At 61.1% G+C, this 18,116-nt stretch carries 15 protein-coding genes, 1 other RNA gene and 1 pseudogene; 3 read left to right on the plus strand and 14 right to left on the minus strand.

From position 1 onward, the window contains the following. Positions 1-127 precede the first annotated feature (127 nt). Positions 128-1,459: a PhoH family protein gene (locus RBI05_RS04640; protein ID WP_310550259.1), complete on the minus strand. Its 1,332-nt coding sequence runs from the start codon at positions 1,457-1,459 to the stop codon at positions 128-130. A gap of 112 nt (positions 1,460-1,571) precedes the next feature. Here RBI05_RS04640 and RBI05_RS04645 point away from each other — a divergent pair, with 112 nt between their 5' ends. After that, a complete protein-coding gene (locus RBI05_RS04645) occupies positions 1,572-2,225 on the plus strand; it encodes a YhcN/YlaJ family sporulation lipoprotein (protein WP_310550260.1) in 654 nt (217 codons plus the stop codon). A gap of 27 nt (positions 2,226-2,252) precedes the next feature. On the opposite strand, the gene RBI05_RS04650 is transcribed toward RBI05_RS04645, so the two are convergent. From RBI05_RS04650 to RBI05_RS04700, 11 genes are all read right to left on the minus strand, one after another. Continuing rightward, complete coding sequence (locus tag RBI05_RS04650) at positions 2,253-2,705, minus strand: pyridoxamine 5'-phosphate oxidase family protein (RefSeq protein ID WP_150456912.1); 453 nt, start codon at positions 2,703-2,705, stop codon at positions 2,253-2,255. 134 nt (positions 2,706-2,839) lie between these two features. Beyond that, positions 2,840-3,907: an LCP family protein gene (locus RBI05_RS04655; protein ID WP_408638305.1), complete on the minus strand. Its 1,068-nt coding sequence runs from the start codon at positions 3,905-3,907 to the stop codon at positions 2,840-2,842. Positions 3,908-4,172: 265 nt separating this feature from the next. Beyond that, a complete protein-coding gene (gene typA / locus RBI05_RS04660; RefSeq protein WP_310550261.1) occupies positions 4,173-6,014 on the minus strand; it encodes a translational GTPase TypA in 1,842 nt (613 codons plus the stop codon). 162 nt (positions 6,015-6,176) lie between these two features. Continuing rightward, positions 6,177-6,668 carry a hypothetical protein gene (locus RBI05_RS04665; RefSeq protein ID WP_310550262.1) on the minus strand — a complete coding sequence of 164 codons (492 nt, stop codon included), beginning with the start codon at positions 6,666-6,668 and terminating at the stop codon, positions 6,177-6,179. Between the two features lie 130 nt (positions 6,669-6,798). Next, positions 6,799-7,458 carry a TerC family protein gene (locus RBI05_RS04670; protein ID WP_310550263.1) on the minus strand — a complete coding sequence of 220 codons (660 nt, stop codon included), beginning with the start codon at positions 7,456-7,458 and terminating at the stop codon, positions 6,799-6,801. Positions 7,459-7,522: 64 nt separating this feature from the next. Continuing rightward, the gene (gene thiI, locus RBI05_RS04675; protein ID WP_310550264.1) at positions 7,523-8,800 is read right to left on the minus strand and encodes a tRNA uracil 4-sulfurtransferase ThiI; all 1,278 of its coding nucleotides are present in this window, start codon (positions 8,798-8,800) and stop codon (positions 7,523-7,525) included. Between the two features lie 112 nt (positions 8,801-8,912). Next, positions 8,913-10,055, minus strand: coding sequence for a cysteine desulfurase family protein (locus RBI05_RS04680; protein WP_310550265.1), 1,143 nt, complete (start codon positions 10,053-10,055; stop codon positions 8,913-8,915). Between the two features lie 139 nt (positions 10,056-10,194). Then, positions 10,195-10,899 carry a lytic transglycosylase domain-containing protein gene (locus tag RBI05_RS04685; protein WP_310550266.1) on the minus strand — a complete coding sequence of 235 codons (705 nt, stop codon included), beginning with the start codon at positions 10,897-10,899 and terminating at the stop codon, positions 10,195-10,197. A 191-nt stretch (positions 10,900-11,090) separates the two neighbouring features. After that, on the minus strand, positions 11,091-11,468 hold the full coding sequence (locus tag RBI05_RS04690) for a hypothetical protein (protein WP_150456920.1): 378 nt from the start codon (positions 11,466-11,468) through the stop codon (positions 11,091-11,093). Between the two features lie 9 nt (positions 11,469-11,477). Beyond that, a complete protein-coding gene (locus RBI05_RS04695; RefSeq protein ID WP_310550267.1) occupies positions 11,478-11,705 on the minus strand; it encodes a DUF1540 domain-containing protein in 228 nt (75 codons plus the stop codon). Between the two features lie 157 nt (positions 11,706-11,862). After that, complete coding sequence (locus RBI05_RS04700) at positions 11,863-12,357, minus strand: YpuI family protein (RefSeq protein ID WP_150456922.1); 495 nt, start codon at positions 12,355-12,357, stop codon at positions 11,863-11,865. Between the two features lie 223 nt (positions 12,358-12,580). Between RBI05_RS04700 and RBI05_RS04705 the strand changes: the two genes are divergently transcribed. Next, a complete protein-coding gene (locus RBI05_RS04705; protein ID WP_310550268.1) occupies positions 12,581-14,461 on the plus strand; it encodes a S8 family peptidase in 1,881 nt (626 codons plus the stop codon). Positions 14,462-14,577: 116 nt separating this feature from the next. On the opposite strand, the gene pdxR is transcribed toward RBI05_RS04705, so the two are convergent. Then, the gene (pdxR, locus tag RBI05_RS04710) at positions 14,578-16,017 is read right to left on the minus strand and encodes a MocR-like pyridoxine biosynthesis transcription factor PdxR (RefSeq protein ID WP_310550269.1); all 1,440 of its coding nucleotides are present in this window, start codon (positions 16,015-16,017) and stop codon (positions 14,578-14,580) included. A gap of 94 nt (positions 16,018-16,111) precedes the next feature. Between pdxR and RBI05_RS04715 the strand changes: the two are divergent. Then, a pseudogene (locus tag RBI05_RS04715) lies at positions 16,112-17,329 on the plus strand (aminotransferase-like domain-containing protein). 209 nt (positions 17,330-17,538) lie between these two features. Here the strand turns inward: RBI05_RS04715 and rnpB are convergent. Further along, an RNA gene (gene rnpB / locus RBI05_RS04720) (RNase P RNA component class A) lies at positions 17,539-17,962 on the minus strand. Between the last annotated feature and the right edge of the window lie 154 nt (positions 17,963-18,116).

Raw genomic sequence — 18,116 nt, forward strand, 5'->3', positions numbered from 1 at the left:
TCCTTGCCGGCAAGTTCGGGCCAGTACCCTCGCCGCCTTCCTCCGCGCAGTCCGAATTCAAGCAAGAAGAACGGCTCCGCGAGGGAGCCGCTCTTCTGAACGAGAAGAGGTCTGGTGGAACCAACGGCTACAGCAAATCGGCGGCCAGCTGCGCCAGCTTGGAGCGTTCGCCCTTCTCCAGTGTAATATGTCCGCTGATGCCCTGCTGCTTGAACTTCTCGACAATGTAGCTCAGTCCGTTGCTCGCCGCATCCAGATACGGATGGTCAATCTGCTCCGGGTCTCCCATCAGGATAACCTTGGAACCTTCTCCGGCCCGGGAGACAATGGTCTTGACTTCATGCCGCGAGAGATTCTGCGCTTCGTCGATGATGATGAACTGCCCCGGGATGGAACGGCCCCGGATATACGTCAGCGCCTCTACCTGAATGCTGCCGAGGCCCATCAGGATTTTGTCGATGTCGCCGGCTTTCTTCGTGTCGAACAGAAATTCGAGGTTATCGTAGATCGGCTGCATCCACGGGCGCAGCTTCTCATCCTTCTCACCCGGCAGATAGCCGATATCCTTGCCCATCGGGACCACCGGCCGGGCAATCAGCAGCTTCTTGTATTTATGCTCATCCTCCACTTTGAACAATCCGGCCGCCAGCGCCAGCAGCGTCTTGCCCGTTCCCGCCTTGCCCGTTATGGTCACGAGGGGAATCTCGTCGTTCAGCAAGAGCTCCAGCGCCATCCGCTGCTGGGCGTTGCGCGCGCTGATCCCCCAGACGGAATCATTGCCGAGATACAGCGGCTCCACCAGCGTGGCATTGTGGTTCACCTTCAGCAGCGCGGACTTGCCGCTGCCGATCTCGTCTTTCAGAATAATGAACTCGTGCGGATAGAGATCAAAGCTCAGCGGAAGTCTCTTGACCGGAAGCTGGCGGTTGCTGTAATACTCATCAATCAGCGACGGATGAACGGGAACCGATTGATAGCCGGCATACAGCTCGTTCAGGTCGCCCGTCCGGTCCGACAAATAATCTTCCGGAGTGACGCCCAGCACATCGGCCTTGATGCGCACCAGCACATCCTTGCTGACCAGAACGACCGGCCGGGGCTCCGGCTTCTCGTTCTCTTCCTGCAAATAATTGAGCGCCACCGCCAGAATGCGGTTATCGTTGGATACCTCGCCGAACATCTCCTGAACCCGGACGAAGCTGCGGTGGTTAAGCTCCACCTTGAGCGTTCCTCCGTGTTCCAGCTTCACGCCGCTGTGCAGATGCCCCAGTTCGCGGAGACCGTCGAGCAGACGCGAGACGGTCCGGGCGTTGCGGCCGATTTCATCGGCGTTGCGTTTCTTGGAGTCAATCTCTTCCAATACGACAGCGGGAATAATCACTTCGTTCTCTTTGAATGCAAAGATCGAATTCGGATCATGCAGCAGCACATTCGTATCCAGTACAAAGATTTTGCTCATATTATCCCCTCCACAGCGCCTGGTTTGGTCCCGGAAGATACATAACTCCCGCCGCCGGCGGCCAGACTAACGGAACAGCCACCATTCCTAGCGACAAAGGAGCATGCATCTTATGAGAAAGTCAATCGGTCTGTTGCTGGCCTTAATGCTGCTGACAAGCTGCGGTCATATGGCTCGGAAAGACTCATCACCCTCTCCTCAGGATAATCCCTCCGCTCTGTCGGAGCGGGATGCCCGGGTGAACCCGCTGTCCCAAGAGGGCGGGGCGGCTCCGGGCTCTGCCGGCGGCTCGCTTCCGCCGGAATCCAACGGGGCGGATAACCGCTCGGAAGAAAGTCAAATGTCCACTGGAGACGAACTCGAACTCAAGGATCACCTCGAGCGTCTCGCCCGCCGGGTACCCGGCGTCGAGGATGCTCACTGCGTCGTAATGGGGGATACCGCGATCGTCGGCCTGGATGTCGACGGCTCACTCAGCCGGTCCCGGGTCGGAACTGTAAAGTACGCGGTCGCCGAAGCCCTGCGCCAGGATGCCCGCGGCGCGAACGCTCTCGTCACCGCCGATATGGATCTCTCGCACCGGATCGCCGAGCTCGGCCGCCATTTCCGGGCAGGCCGTCCGATTGAAGGCTTCGCCACCGAGATGGCGGATATCATTGGCCGGATCATTCCGCAGGCGCCCGAGGATACCCATCCGGCTGAACCGCCGGCTTCAGCGGGGCCTTCGGCGAACCCCGCCGCTCCCGGAAGCGGCGCAGGCAGGTAGCAAAAAAGCCTGGTGAGCAGCGTCTCACTAGGCTTTTTTCATCGCATCAAACACTTGTCCGTCCAGCTTCTCGGAAGCCCGGCGGTCGTAGGTCTTCACATAAGTCGGCGCAGCATCCAGCTTCGCACCGTAGAAGAGCGCATTGCGCACCGCTTCCACCTGCACATCGAAGCAGCACATGCTGAACGGAACGCCTTCCAGCGGCTCCTGCCGCACGGCGGCACGTCCGCTGACCGCATGGACGGCTTCTTCGGCAAAGATCGTAAGATTCACCAGAGGATTAACCTTCATGTTGCGAACCAGTCTGGAACGGTGGTCGATCGCCAGCCGAAGCGTACCGGCATCCACAGCGTAGACCCAGGATACCGCCGTGCAGGTCGGTCCGCCGCTCTCGGCATCCACCGTGTTCAGCAGGCAGTAGGTTTCGTTCCGGAGCCGTTCAACCAGCGGTTCGGCGAGACAAGGAAGAGCTTCGTTCATACGGCTGGCCCCCTCTTGCGGTTAGGTGCTTATAGTTGATTGTATTATAGCATAGGACAAAACTTTCGTTCAATTTATCCTTCGTTCACCGCATTGTTCACCGCATCAATTTGTCCGCCTGACGCGGACATTCGTCAGGACCCGGAGGACCCGGCAAGCCGGGCCTGGAGCGCTCTGCTCGCCTCCTGAAGTTCTTCTTCATTAATATATACATACGGGCTGCGCCAGGTTCCCGTTACCGGTTTGAACTCGACCTTCTCCTTGTTGATTCGCCAGTAGGCCGAGACCATATTCTTGATCTGCTCTTTCTCCAGATCCGTCTTCATATTGCCCCCGACCGCATCGATCACGCCGCCGATCTTCACGATTCCTCCAAGCGATTGCATCCGGTCGATCAACCCGTGCAGCACTTCATTCTGGCGGCGGTTCCGGTCAAAATCATCCGAGCCCTCCGTCTTCGGCTTGCAATTGGATTTGCGGTAGCGCACGTAATCGAGCGCATCGTCGCCGTTCAGCTTGGCGGGCCCCTTCTTCAGGTTGATGTCCGTTCCGTCCACACTGTCGGTATAGCACATATTGGCGCTGATGTTCACATGAACGCCGCCCAATTCGTCGACTACGTCGCGGAATCCCTGAAAATCGAGTACGGTCACGTAATCGACCGGCACCCCGAGGTATTTCCCCATCATCGTCTTCATCTCGTCTTCAGCCGTCAGGCCGCTCTCTTCTTCCTTGCCCTTGAACCGGGCATAGAATTCATTAATCTTGGTCCGCTTGTAGCCCTTCAGCTCCACCACTGTGTCGCGGGGCAGGGAGACAATCGTCGCCGCCTGCTGATCGGGGTTGAACGCCGCCAGCATAATGACGTCCGTCAGGTTCGACGGATGCTTCGGCCGGTTGTCGGTCCCGAGAATCAGCATCGTGAGCGGCTTGTCCTTGGCCGATTGTCCGGCCGCTACCGGACGGTCCACCCCGGCGTCGAATACGCCGTTGTCCAATTTGTAATAGAGGTACGCCAGATAGCCGCCACCGATCAGAACCGCAACCAGCACCAGGGACAACAGTACCCGGGCCGTTCGGGCCAGCGGACTGCGCCGCTTGCGCGCCGGCGCGGATTTCGACCTGGCCGGAGATTTCGGCCGTGCCGGAGATACCGGCGATCTCCCCGGCGCTCCGGCTGGATCGGCTTTAGTATGGCTCATGTTCCGGCTGCTTCCCGTTCCTTTGGAACGCGGAGGCAGGCCGCCTTTAAATTCATTCATAACAGCAGGTTCCCATCCTTGTTCATTTGTTATTGTATTTAGGTCTCTATCTATTAGACGCCTCTTCCTGGAAGAAGTTGCATCATTCGAAGGGGGCTGCTGCTCCGTTCACCCTGCACCCCTGGCAGCCTTATCGGCAAAGACAGCCTTCCGGATACTCCGGAAGGCTGTCTGATCAGGGCTCAAGCCTTCGCTCTGCCTCGAATTACATATTCGATTCGGCCATCTTGCGGTGCTTATCCGCACGTTCGCGCTCGCTCTTGTTCAGAATCTTCTTGCGCAGACGAACGGATTTCGGCGTAATCTCGCAATATTCATCATCATTGAGATATTCCAGCGCCTGCTCCAGCGAGAACATCAGAGGGGTCTTCAGCTTGACGGTCTCGTCCTTCGTCGCCGAGCGGACGTTCGTGAGCGCCTTCTCCTTACAGATGTTGACCACGATGTCGTTGTCGCGGGTATGCTCGCCGACGATCATGCCTTCATAAACCTCGGTGCCCGGTTCCAGGAACAGGATACCGCGGTCTTCAACGCCCATCATGCCGTAGAACGTGGTTACGCCCGTCTCCGTGGAGACCAGCACGCCCTGATGGCGGCCGCCGACTTGTCCGCCGATCAGCGGCGCGTAGCTGTCGAATGCATGGTTCATGACGCCATAGCCGCGCGTCAGCGTCAGGAAGTGGGTGTTGTAGCCGATCAGGCCGCGGGCCGGGATCAGGAATTCCAGGCGGACTTGTCCGTTGCCGTTGTTGATCATGTTGACCATTTCAGCCTTCCGGCTGCCCAGGCTCTCCATGACCGCACCCATGCTGTCTTCCGGAACATCAATCATGAGACGTTCCACCGGCTCCATCTTCTGGCCGTCAATCTCCTTGACAATGACTTCCGGCTTCGACACTTGAAGCTCATAGCCTTCGCGGCGCATATTCTCGATCAGAATGCCGAGATGCAGCTCGCCGCGTCCGGACACGATGAAGGCGTCCGGGCTGTCCGTCTCGTCGACGCGCAGGGAGACGTCGGTCTCCAGCTCTTTCATCAGGCGCTCGCGCAGCTTGCGGGAAGTCACCCATTTGCCTTCCTTGCCAGCGAACGGCGAATTGTTGACCAGGAAGGTCATCTGCATGGTCGGCTCGTCGATCTTCAGAACCGGCAGCGCTTCAGGGTTGGCCGGATCGGCAATCGTCTCGCCGATGTTGATGTCCTTGATCCCGGCAATGGCGACGATATCGCCGGCGCCGGCTTCTTCGGTCTCGATCCGCTTCAGGCCCTGGAAGCCGAACAGCTTCTCGATGCGCGCCGTCTTATGCTTGCCGTCGCGCTGAATAACGGTTACGCTCTGGCCCTGACGGATCACGCCGCGGTTGACGCGGCCGATCGCAATGCGGCCCAAATATTCATTGTAGTCCATCAGAGTCACGAGGAACTGCATCGGCTCCTCGACGTTCTCCGTCGGGTTCGGAATGTGGTCGACGATGGTCTCATAGAGGGCGAGCATATTATCGTCCTGCTTCTCGGGGTCCAGGCTCGAAGTGCCGTTCAGCGCCGAAGCGTAGACAACCGGGAATTCGAGCTGTTCGTCGCTTGCTTCCAGCTCGATGAACAGATCGAGCACTTCGTCAATGACTTCCGCCGGGCGAGCAGCCGGACGGTCGATTTTGTTGACCACGACAATCGGGGTCAGCTTCTGTTCGAGCGCCTTGCGCAGAACGAACTTCGTCTGCGGCATGCAGCCTTCGTAAGCGTCGACGACGAGCAGAACGCCGTCGACCATCTTCATGATGCGTTCCACTTCTCCGCCAAAGTCAGCGTGTCCGGGAGTATCCACAATATTAATAAGGAAGTCTTTATAAGTAATGGCCGTGTTCTTCGCCAGAATCGTAATGCCGCGTTCCCGTTCCAGATCGTTCGAGTCCATAGCGCGTTCCTGCACGGTCTCGTGTTCGCGGAAAGTACCGGATTGCTGAAGCAGCTGATCGACGAGTGTCGTCTTGCCGTGGTCAACGTGCGCGATGATCGCAATGTTGCGGATTTTGTCTCTTGAATGCATAACTTGTATCCAAATCCTTTCATTTATCAAATATAACCGATTCAAATTTAAATCGTCTCTGGGCAGTCTCACAAAAGAAGCGCCGGGCAAGAGCCGACGCTTCGCAATATGGTCTATTGTAGCTTGAAAGCCGTATGAAAAGCAAGTCTTTTCATGAAATAATCAGAAGAAGAACCGTTTCCGGCGCCGCCCCGCGATGAGCCAGATTCCCCCGACGATCAGAACAACGCCAATCAGGTACAGAACGGCCGCTCCGAGCATGCCGATGAACAGCAGCAGAATGCTGATTCCGCCGGCAACGGCGGCTCCTGCGGCCAGCCCGCGCGGACGCGGAATCTGAAGCGCATACTCGTACAGTCCAAGAGCCACGCCCAGAAGCAGCAGCGGCCACAGGTGAGGCATCAGATCCCAGCCCCAGACGGCGCAGATCTCGAACAGCACCCCATAGACTGTCAGAATGCCGGCAGGCACCAGAACAAGCGGTGATCCCCCTCGGCCAAAGTACCAGATATGCAGCAAAATACCGGGCACAAGCAGCAGCAGAGGCCAGAAATGGCGGCCCAGAAAGCCGAACACGCCCCACTTGCCCAGCAGAATGACTAAACCGGCGGCTACAATGAACACACCCAGTTTGAAATCTCGATTGGAGGACATTTTATCACGCATCCCTTCGGCACAGGCGTACCTCCCGCGCCAAGCGTCGAACAGTGTCCGAATTCGGCCGGGATTTACAATTATTGTAGCCGAAAAGTCCCGCCAACGCCAGCCGTCCGGGTCCCGGCCGTCAGGCCATCCGGGAGCGGATGCGCCGCCAGCCGCCCAGCGCCACCACCGCTCCGCCCAGCGCCGCCGGGATCAGGCTGTGAAGATCGGGGAGCATCAGAACGAGCAGCGGACCCAGCTTCCGGTCCTGCAGCAGCATGTCTCCGGAAGTATGCGCCAATATGAACGAACCGATATAGATCAGCAGCGGCATCCGGTTCAGCCAATCGGCAATCAGGCCGCTGCCCCAGACCACAATCGGGATGCTCAGAGCAATGCCGATGACGATCAAGGCAAGATCGCCGCCCGCGATGCCTGCAATAGCCAGTACATTGTCCAGGCTCATTACAAAGTCGGCGGCCAGAATGGTTCGTACAGCCCGCCAGATGGAGAACCCGCCGTTGACGCGAAGTTCGTCCTCATGCTCGGTCAGCAGCTTCAGCGCGATCCACAGCAGCATCAGTCCGCCGCCAGCCTGAAGATACGGAATCTTCAGCAGCAGCACGGCGACGAAAGTCAGCAGGCAGCGCAGAATGACGGCGCCCGCCGCTCCCCACCAGACGGCGGTTTTGCGGTGCGCCGCCGGCAGGTTTTTGCTCGCCATTGCGATTACCATGGCATTGTCCCCGCTCAGCACCAGATTAATCATCAAAATCTCGCCCAGCAGTACGATCGAATCCATTGTCATTCCTCCCGCGCTCGCATGTATTAACATGTATGCGGGACGATGACAAGCTATGCCAAATCTAGAACCAGGCCTCGTCGATGGCGGATTCCCCGGCCTCATCGGCCGGTCTCTCCTTGCCGAACGGCGTAATGCGCAGCGTCTCGGTCCGGCCGACGGCGGCGGCCAGCCGTTCTTCGTATCCCGGAAGGGTCGCTTCGATCCGCTCGACGATCCGAAGGTTCGGGTTGGTCGTCGGGGATTTCGGCACAAACAGGGTGCAGCAGTCCTCGAACGGAAGAATGGATGTCTCGTAGGTTCCGATCTCCTGCGCCAGCGCAATGATCTCGTTCTTGTCCATCGTCACGAGAGGCCGCAGCAGCGGCAGATCCGTTGCTCTTCCGATGACATTCATGCTCGGGAGCGTCTGGCTTGCCACTTGGCCCAGACTCTCGCCGGTCACGAGCGCAAGCGCCCCTTCCCGCTCGGCCAGCCGGGTTGAAATCCGCAGCATGGCGCGGCGCATCAGAGTGACCATCAGATTGTCCTGGCCAATTCCCGTGAAGGCGGTCTGCACCTCCGTGAACGGCACCAGGTGAAGCGTCACCGAACCGGCGTAGCGCGACAGGCGCCGGGTCAGGTCGATGACCTTCTGCCGGGCCTCCCGGCTGGTGTAGGGGTAGCTGTAGAAGTGGACGCATTCCACTTCGAGGCCGCGGCGCATGGCCGACCAGCCCGCCACCGGGCTGTCGATGCCGCCCGAGAGCAGCAGCAGCGCCTTGCCGTTCGTCCCCAGCGGGAAGCCGCCGACCCCCGGAAGATTCTCGCAGAACAGGTACGTGCCGTTCTCCCGCACCTCCACCCGCAGTTCCACCTGCGGATGATGAACATCGACGCGCAGATGGCCGAACTGCTGAAGAATCGGGCCGGAGACCAGCCGGTTCAGCTCCTGCGAGCCGTGCGGGAATGCCTTATCGACCCGGCGGGCGTTGACTTTGAAGGTCGTCCCCGGTTCGGGAGCGAGGGCTTCCATGAAGGAGCGGGCCGCTTCGATGATGGCCTGAAGCTCCGAATCCGCCGTTCGGACCGGGCTGACCGAAGCGATGCCGAACAGCTTCCGCAGCGCTTCCGCCAGCGGCTCCGCCGGCGCGCCGTTCAGCGCGACATAGATCCGGCCGAATTCGCGCAGCAGCTTGACCTGGGGATAAGGCTTGACCAATTCCCGGACCTGCCGGTAGATGACTTTCTCGAACCTTACGCGGTTCTTGCCCTTCAGGGTAAATTCGCCGAATCTCAGGAGCAGCGTATCCGCTTCCTGCAGGCTTCTTCCCGGGACCTGCCCGGGGCTATGAATATTCATGATGGATGATTAACCTCCTGCCTTCAGTTCCTACAGTTAGAACGATTCGTACAGTATAGAACGGCTCCGCCGCAGGGCGCAATCCCGGCCCGCAAGGAGCGCGTAACTTCAGCTATCTGGCCGCCGGCTTCAGCTCGGCCACGGCTCTTGCGATCGCCTGCTCCAGCGCGGCGACGTCGGCTTCGGTGTGTTCGGCGCCCAGACTGATTCTCACGCCGCTCTGCGCCGTCTCCCGGTCCAGTCCCATCGCGAGCAGAACCCGGCTCGGTTCCGCCGTCTTGGAGGAACAGGCGGACCGGGTGGAGACGATCATGCCCAGCGCTTCGAGCTGCCGGGCCATGACCTCGCCCTTCATCCCGGGAAAGACAAAATGAACGATATGCGGCGCCCCGTCCATCGGGCTGATAAGCCGCAGCTCCGGCAGACCGGCCACAAAGCGGGCCAGCCGGTCCCGCAGCGGCCGGAGCCGGGCCGCCTCTGCGGGCCCGTTCTCGGCGGCCAGCCGCACCGCCTTGGAGGCCGCGACCAGCGCCGGCACATTCTCGGTGCCGGCCCGCAGGCCGCCCTCCTGTCCGCCGCCGGCAAGGAGCGGAGCCAGCCGCACGCCCCGGCGGACATACAGCAGCCCGGCCCCGCGCGGGCCGCGCAGCTTGTGGGCGGACAGGCTGTACAGGTCCGCGTCCCAGTCCGCCGGCACGCCCGGCACGCGGCCGAAGCCCTGGACGCCGTCCACATGGTACAGCGTCCGCGGATTCACGGCCCGGATGGCGCGCCCGATCCCGGCTGAAGGCTGGACCGCGCCGGTCTCGTTGTTCACCTGCATGATGCTGACCAGCGCCGTATCCGGCCGGACGGCAGCGGCCACCGCTTCGGGGGTAACCGATCCGTCCGTCTGCGGATCGACCACCGTCACTTCCCAGCCTTCGTTCGCAAGCTGCACGAAGCTCTCGTAGACGGAAGGATGCTCGATCCGGCTGGTGACCAGATGTCGGCCGCGCCGGTCCGGATGCCGGGCGGCTCCTTTGACCGCCAGATTATTGCTCTCGGTCGCACCCGAGGTGAACAGAATTTCTTCCGGCTGCGCGCGCAGCGCCGCGGCGCAGGTGCTCCGGGCCCGTTCCAGCAGCTCCGCCGCCCGTCTGCCCTCTCCGTGCAGAGAAGCCGGATTGGCATAGAAGAGGGGCATCAGCTGCCCCATCGTCCGGACCACCTCTTCATAAGGAGGCGCAGCAGCGGCATAATCCCAGTAGATCATCAGTTCTCTCCTCCTCACAGCTTATTCGGAACTCCTTCTAAGCTCCCTCCATACTCCTTCTGTACACAGCGAAAGGACCAAGCTGTCCTTCGCTTGATCCTTTCTATTATACCGCGTATAAGATCCAAATGGATGATTTCTATTGATCTGCGTATTTCTGCCGGTTCCGCTCAATCTTGGCGATATAATCCTGCGTCTCCTTCGGCAGCCGGTCCATCTGGTCCAGCAGTTCCTGATCCGTGCTGACCCCAAGCTTGAGCACCCGGCCCGGTCCGGCATTGTAGGCGGCCAGCGCCATGTTCACCTGGCCTCCGAACCGCTTGAGCTGATAGGATAAATATTTGACTCCGCCGTCGATGTTCTGCGCCGGGTCGAAAGGATCGGAGACGCCCAGCCCTGCGGCCGTGCCGTCCATAAGCTGCATCAGCCCCTTCGCGCCCGCGGAAGATTCCACATTGGGATTGAAGGAGGATTCGGCATCGATGACCGCTTTGATAAGGTCGCCGGGAACGCCGTATTTGGCACTGGCTGCCTGAATCAAATCCTCATAATCCGTGGGACGCCCTGCCCCACCTCCGAGAGAGACGCCGGAAATGGCTCCGCTGACCGATCCGCCGGAATCCAGCCGCTGCCACAAAAGCGCATCGGTATCCAGCGTTCCCTTGGCCAGAGCCGCCGCCGTGTCCGATGTTCCTTCCTTCTGTCTGCCCTCCAGCAGCTTCGCGAACTTCACTTCGCCGCCCGCTTCGGATGCGGATGCGGACGCCGCCGCGCCGACCGAGCTTCTCAGACTGACCCATCTTAGTTGTCCCGATACTGCGGGCACTGCAGAGCTTGCATTCATCTGGATATTTCCTCCCCGCCTCATTCTACTCCTTTTATCGGACGGGACGGGACGGGAATGAAGCCCCGGACGGCAAGAAGACCGAAGCACCGACAGGAAGCCGCCTATAAGCGCCCTGATCGGAACAGGACGCTTGATAGGGCGGCTTCCCGCGGCTTTGCCGATGTCCCTCTTCCCGGAAGAGAAGGGGCTCAGCGCGTCAGAGGAACCAGTACCAGATAACTCAGACTCGACAGGATGCCCAGGCCGATCGCCCAGGCCCCGACCGTCTTCTGCTTGCGGGCATAGGCGTAGCCCCCCAGCACGATGGCGGCCGGGCCAAGAAGAATGGACCAGATGAAGAGGGAAGCGATGCCCAGTGCGAGGCCCACGTAACCGGTCGTCCGGTTCGCTTCCTGCTCCCGGGCCTTCCCTTCTTCCCGCCCGTCTGCCGTTACGCCCTGCTCCGGCGAAGACAGTGCCCCTACTTCCGCCGCGTATTCCTCGCGGTGCTCCGGCGACTTGCGCGGATAATCTACCCGACGCGGCCGCAGTATAATCGTCTTGCGTCTCGGGTTATCGCGGTCCATGGCGCCCTCCTAGGATTTCGGCTTGAACGTCAGACAGCAGGTCGCGGAGGAGTTCGGCGCGACGTCGCGATGATTCTTATCCAGCGTCATTTCCTCGGCAAATTCTTCCTTGAAGCGGCTGCCCGTATGCTTGTCGATCTCGATGATGATCTCCTCGGCCCGGCAGATGTTGCGTTCCCCCCAATAGCCGCAGTTGCTTACGCTGCAATTGACCACCGTTTTGGCGGTATCATTCATTAGGATCACCTCGCCGGTTAATGTAACCGCAGGCTCGGCTCCTTATGCGCAGCAAGTTGTTCCGGTCACGGCTGCGGCCCGGCTGAACCCGGAGCCTCTCGGGCGGAACAGCAAAAAACCTCCCCGGCCGGAAGCCGGGGAGGTCATGAATCAAGCGCTATACCTGATTCTGCATGCGCCGTTCAGTCAAGTAATCATTCTCATAATAGGTGAGATCGTCCCGAAGCTCTTCATACACCTTCGTGATCTCCAGGATGATATCCCGCGCCGGGCGAACCGGCTTCTTGCGGAAACGGATGGCATCCTGCCCGGTATACGCATAGCGTCCGTCCTCGGAGTAGCTCTCGCTCTTCGGATAGAAGAAGTTGTTCACTCCGTAATGATACGTATTGTACAGCGCCTTCTGCGCAAAATCGACGTCGAATTGGGCTCTGCGAAGGGCGACGCCCAGCTTCTCGTAAGACATCTCCGAGAAGACCAGCAGATGCCGAAGGTCCGACAGAAATCCTTCATAGAAACGGGTTGCATCTTCATCGTCACCCGGATCCAGTTGAGGCAGGGCGTAGTGGTTCAGAAAAAACTCCATTTTGTCGATGGCTGATTTAAGTTTTTCTCTCGTCGTTTCGCACAGCTTCTGGACATTGGCTGACATGGCGGTGCTCCCCCTTAAAGTTCCAGCTAGTATTGGATGGTGAAGTAACATACTTCCTTGCAATAATTACGCTTTCCTGCTTATATCCTACCATAAAAACGGGACCGGCGGTATCCTTTTTGCGTCCCGCCCGTCAGGCTTTTCGGTATGCATAATTCTGCGCGGCTTCCCGCAACCTAACGGAAAGATGTCTACGCATGAATGAAAGGAGCCTGATTGATCCGTGTCCCGAAAAAATGCGGCCATCGCTCTCTCCCTGACGGCGGTTCTGGCCGTCTCCGTGCTCGCTGCCCGTCCAGACCGGAAAGGCAACACTGCCGCCCCGGAGCCCGCTCCGCCTGCACCCGCCGCCGAGCAGCAGCTCAAAAGCTCGCAGATGGACCGGGATGTCATGGCTACCCGGGCCATCGCCTCGGCCGACCTCGGCCATGATCTGGAGCGCCTGCTGGCCGTTTCCCCCGGGAGCGGCAAAGGCAAGGCCCTTCCGGACCGGGCCGCCGCGCTGCAGCGCACCCACAAGCACATCGCGATGCTGATGTGGATTGATTTTGACCAGAACCAGGTCCGAACCTTCACCTCCCATTCTCCGAAGGGCAGCGAGGCCGAGATGAAGCAGATGCGCCGCTACCTTGCCGCCGCCAAGAAGGCGCTCAAAGCGCACCGGACGTACGAATCCCCTTCTTTCCGCGTCGAGGACCGGTCCTACCGGCTGCTCGGACAGCGCAGCGAAGACGGCCGCACCGGCGTAATCGCCCTGCTTGACCAGGACCTGCTGAGCAAGGTCGAGGAACATCAGCGCAAGAACCTCCGGCTGATTCCCTATCCCCGGGAGGGCCGCTACCGCGTGGAATCGGTCCACACCGATACGCTGCGGGACATGACGGTCAAGACCGGGCACGACAACGAGAACGCCAGCCACTATTACGAGAACGAGATTGTCGTCCGCTTCCGGAACGGCCATCCGACCGGCCGGCAGCTCCGGACGATCGCCCGGGACATTCACGGGGGTAGCCCGAGAAAGATCGGGTACGCCTACATTTTTAAATCCGCCGACATGAATTTCTCGCAGCTCCGGACCTACTTCGCCTACAAATGGCATCCGCAGTATACGGAGCCTCACTATCTGTATTTAACCAATGACCGCGTCGTTGCCCAAACTTCGGATGAAATCATGCCGAACGACCTGCTCTTCTCGGCTTATCAGTGGAACCTGCCGGCGATCGAAACCGGGAAAGGCTGGGCACTTACGCGCGGAAGCGGGGACTGCATCGTAGCGGTGGTGGATACCGGGGTGCAGAAGGACCATCCCGATCTTCAGGGACAGCTGCTGAACGGTTACAATGCGGTGACGGGCGGCGGTTCGGTTCCCGATGACGATGTCGGGCACGGCACCCATGTCTCGGGCATCATCGGAGCTCTGGTGAACAACGGCGAGGGCGTGGCGGGGATTAGCTGGTACAACAAGATTTTGCCGGTAAAAGCGCTCGACGCGAGCGGCGCGGGCACGACCTATTCCGTCGCCGAAGGCATCATCTGGGCCGCCGATCACGGCGCCCGGGTCATCAACCTCAGCCTCGGCAATTACGCCGATTCGCAGTTCCTGCACGATGCCGTCAAGTATGCCTACGACCGGGATATTGTGCTCGTCTCCGCTACCGGCAACGACAATACGGAACGGCCCGGCTACCCGGCCGCCTATCCCGAGGTGCTCGCCGTCGGCGCTACCAATGCGGGGGCGGAGCGCGCCTCCTTCTCCAACTACGGCGATTACGTCGATGTCTGCGCCCCCGGCGAATCCATCGCCAGCACTTACATCGGCAGCCAGTATGCCGCCCTGTCCGGCACGTCGATGGCCAGCCCGCATGTCGCTGCGCTCGCAGGCCTGGTCCGCTCGCTGAACCCCGACCTGACGAACAAGGAGGTCGTCGAGCTGATGAAGAAGAACGCCACCGATCTCGGCTCGCCGGGCCACGATAAATACTTCGGCTGGGGACAGGTCGATATCTACCGCACCCTGGCCGCCGCAGCCGGGGAAGATACGCCCCTTCAGCTCTGGCCGCAGCGGGTGCGGGAGAAGATCCGGCGGCTTGAGAGCCGGGAGTAGACCGGGGGACCCGCAGCTTCGCTGGTCGCGCGCGGCTTATGGGCCGGTCCGAAGCGCCACAGCATGCAAGGCGCTGCGTCCGGGAGGAGGCGGCGGCTTAGCGGCCGGGCTTGCGCTTACGCCCGCGCCAGATGCCGGGCCAGCAGCGGAAGCAGCAGCCGCAGGGCCCGCTCCGTATCCGCCTCGCTCAGAATCGAGTAGCAGATTCGGATGTGGCGGGAGCGGGCTTCGCCGGTGCGGCATACGCTGCCCGGCAGAAAGGATACGCCGGCCGCTGCGGCGTCGGCGGCCAGCGCGGCCGTGTCCAGCGGCCGCGGCAGGGACAGCCACAGGCAGAGTCCGCCCTCCGGGGCGGTCCAGCCCACACCGGGCGGCGCGATTTCCGAGAGGATCCGCGCCGCCTTCTCCATGCGCCGGCGCAGCGCGGCGCGGAGCCCCGCCGCATAGGCGTCATAGCGCCCGGCGATGAAGGGCAGCAGCGCCCGCTGCGTCAGGAGCGGGCTGCCGAGATCGCTGGCGGACTTGGCCGCGATCAGCCGGGTCAGCACATCGCCGTCGGCGGCCAGAGCGGCGAGCCGGAAGCCGGGCGCCAGCATTTTGCTGAAGCTTTTGAGATAGAGCACATGCCCGTCGGTATCCAGCGATTTGATCGGGGGCGGCGGCGGGCTGCCGAAGTAGAGGTCGCTGAACGGATCGTCCTCCAGGATCAGGGCGCCGTACGCCTGGGCCACCTCCAGCAGCGCCCGCCTTCTTCGCTCGCCGAGCGTCACGCCGCTCGGGTTCTGGTACGTCGGAACGGTATAAATCAGCTTGGGCGGCCGTTCATCGCACATCCTTAGAAGCATATCCACCCGCATGCCGTCCCGGTCGGTGGGAACGAACGCCATGCGCGCGCCCCGGCCGGCCCACAGATCAATGGCCCCCGTATAGCTCGGATCCTCCAGATAGACAACATCGCCCGGCCCGACAAAAGTCCGGGCCACAAGATCAATGCCCTGCTGGGCTCCGCTGGTCACCAGCACCCGCTCCGGCTCCGCGGCAATCCCCCTTTGACGAAGATGCCGGGCCATCGTCGCCCTCAGCTCATAATCCCCTTGGAAATTCCCGTACGCCGACATCAGTTCCGGCTGCCCGGTCACCAGCTTCGCCACGCTCCCTCCAAGCTCCCGAAGCGGAAGAAGACTCTCATGAATGGCCGCCAGGTGAAGCGGATAGCGCATTTCCCGGTCATCGAAATTCCGCCACAGCTGCGCCCGGGGCAGGTAATCGTTCAGCCTCTCCTGCCAGGCATAGCCCGAACGCTCCTTCCCCGGGGCCGCCTGCTTCACATAGCATCCGATTCCGTGCCGGCGTTCAATCCAGCCCTCCCGCTCCAGCTCGGCGTACGCCTTGCCCGCCGTCACCTGACTGACACCCAGCTCGCGGGCCAGATTCCGGATCGACGGCAGCAGCGCTCCCGGCGCCAGCAGCCCGGAAGCAATGCGGTGTCCCAGCGCCTCCGCAATCTGCAACGGAAGCGGTGGGGCCCCTCCCGACCGGTCCAGTCCAATCTGCATCCTCTCCGCCTCCCACTGTTATACCGAGCCCTTTACTGTTATAGCTTCCTGCCGCTATGATACCATCAAAATCAACGGCAAGGGAGCGTTTCTCATGAACTACCGATATTCCGCCGCAGCCCGGAACCTGGGCAGCTCAGCCGTCCGCGAGATTCTCAAGCTTACCCAAGGCGGCGACATGATCTCCCTGGCGGGAGGCCTTCCCGCCGAAGATCTGTTCCCGCTAGAAGCGGTCCGCTCCGCCTATGAGAGCGTCTTCCGGGAGGACCGCGGGGTGCTTCAGTACGGCTTGACCGAGGGCTACGCCCCGCTGCGCGGAGCGATCGCCGACCGTCTTCGGCTCCAGGGCATGCCCGTCTCGGCGGACGAGCTCCTGCTTACGACCGGTTCCCAGCAGGCGATTGACCTGATCTGCCGAACGCTGATCGACCCCGGCGATGCCGTGCTGGTGGAGTCGCCTACATACTTGGCCGCTCTCCAGGTTCTGGGCTCGTACCGGGCGAAGATCATTCCCGTCGACGGGGATGAGCACGGCATGGACCCGGACGATCTGGAGCGCAAGCTGGCGCTCCACCGCCCGAAGCTGCTCTATGCCGTTCCAACCTTCGGCAATCCGACCGGGCATACGTGGAGCTCTGCGCGCCGGCTCGCGGTCGTTGAGGCCTGCCGGCGGCACGGCACGCCGATTCTGGAAGATAACCCGTACGGCGAATTATCCTTCGCTCCCTCCGGCCAGCTCCCGCCTCCGTCTCTCTCCGCCGTCGCCCACTCCCTCGGCTGCGGGGATCTCGTCCTCTATACCGGCACCTTCTCCAAAATCGTAGCCCCCGCCCTCCGCACCGGCTGGATCGCTGCCGACCGCTCGCTGATTGCCGTGCTGGCCCGGGCGAAGCAGGCTGCCGATCTGCACTCCGGCACGGTAGACCAGCGGGCGCTGGAGGCGCTCCTGCGGAACTTCGATCTGGCGGGCCATATTGCCGCCGTCTCTCTGGAATACGGCGTCCGCATGAAGCGGCTCTCCGCCGTGCTGGCCGCCCGCGCCTAGGAAGGCGCCGTCTGGCGCGAGCCCGAAGGCGGCATGTTCCTGTGGCTGGAACTCGCTCCCGGCATCGAGACGGCGCGGCTGCTGCCGCTCGCTCTGGAGCAGGGCGTCGCCTTCGTGCCGGGCGAAGTCTTCTTCGCCGGCGAGCCCCGGCGGAATACGATGCGTCTGAACTTCACCCACACGCCGCCGGAGCGGGTTCCGGCCGCCGTGGACCGGCTGGAACGGGCGCTTGCCGGCTACAGGGCTGCGGCAAGCGTACAGAGCTGAAGACACAAACGGCGCCTACGCAATCCGCAGAGCGCCGCTTTTTCCTGCACCGCAGCTATTATGGCCCATTCACCTCTCCCAAGCGATTACTCCGGCAGAATTCATCACGTTCATCCTATATATAAAAAAAACGGCGGCGCCTGCATCTGCAGCGCGCCGCCGTCTGTTCACGACGAATTCCGTTCTATTCACAATAAGCTGTTGCCAGTTAGGAAAGTCTGCCGTAAGCCGGGTTCTGTGCTTCTGGTGGTTATAACGGGAACTACCCTCCCACGTCAAGCGACAATCATCTATCTAGGCCGTACATTGCTGCACAGCTCCAGCGACCAACCCGAACGCGCCCCAGGCGAGGGCTGCCTCCTCCCTTGCGGGATCGGCGGCGTTCCATTAGGTCTTGCTCCAGGTGGGGTTTACCAGGAACGAAGTCACCAGCGTTCCTCGGGGTCTCTTACACCTCGGTTCCATCCTTGCCTGTGCGCGCTGCGCTGTGAAGCGAAGCGGCCATCGGCGGTCCATTTCTGTGGCACTATCCTTCGGCTCGCGCCGACTGGACGTTATCCAGCACCCTGCCTTGTGGAGCCCGGACTTTCCTCCCGCGGCCTCTCGGCCGCCGGCGATTGTCTGTCAAACTTTCCGAAACAACACGGTATATTATACAGACTCGGCTCTGCTTAGACAAGAGGCAAATGGCCCCAGCTATCAGCAGCGTCATCAGGTCGGACCCAAATGACCTTATTCCGTATTCTCCACTTATTTTCTCGTTAGAGCGGGCCTCAGTGACCTAATT

Origin of the sequence: Paenibacillus glufosinatiresistens (assembly GCF_031470375.1) — a bacterium.
Classification (GTDB): Bacteria; Bacillota; Bacilli; order Paenibacillales; family Paenibacillaceae; genus Paenibacillus_AQ; species Paenibacillus_AQ glufosinatiresistens.